The following is a 359-nucleotide window of genomic DNA, read 5'->3' on the forward strand; positions in this document are numbered from 1 at the left end:
GTGGATAAGCACTTTGCGCTGCTTTGGCAACTGTTCGAGCACTTCGAGCATGCCGCCGGGGCCGTTCTGCGCCAGGTGGCCCATCTCGCGGCCGGTGCGGGTGCCAACGCCACGGCGCTGCATTTCGTCGTCGTCCCACATCGTGCCGTCCACCAGCAGGCAGTCGCTGCCGGCCATGATGTCCAACAGCGGCGCATCGACCTTGCCCAGGCCCGGGGCATAGAACAGTTTGCCGCCGGTGCGCAGGTCTTCGACAATCAGGCCGATGTTGTCGCCGGGATGCGGGTCGAAACGATGTGGCGAGTAGGGCGGTGCGGCGCTGCGCAGCGGCAGTGGCGTGAAACGCAGGTTGGGGCAGG

General features: G+C 66.6%; 1 protein-coding gene. It reads right to left on the minus strand.

The features are described 5' to 3' along the window. A partial coding sequence (locus AC0L20_RS40225) for an MBL fold metallo-hydrolase (RefSeq protein ID WP_473295705.1) occupies positions 1-359 on the minus strand: 359 nt, incomplete at both ends.

The organism is Bradyrhizobium sp. Kon58, assembly GCF_055807455.1.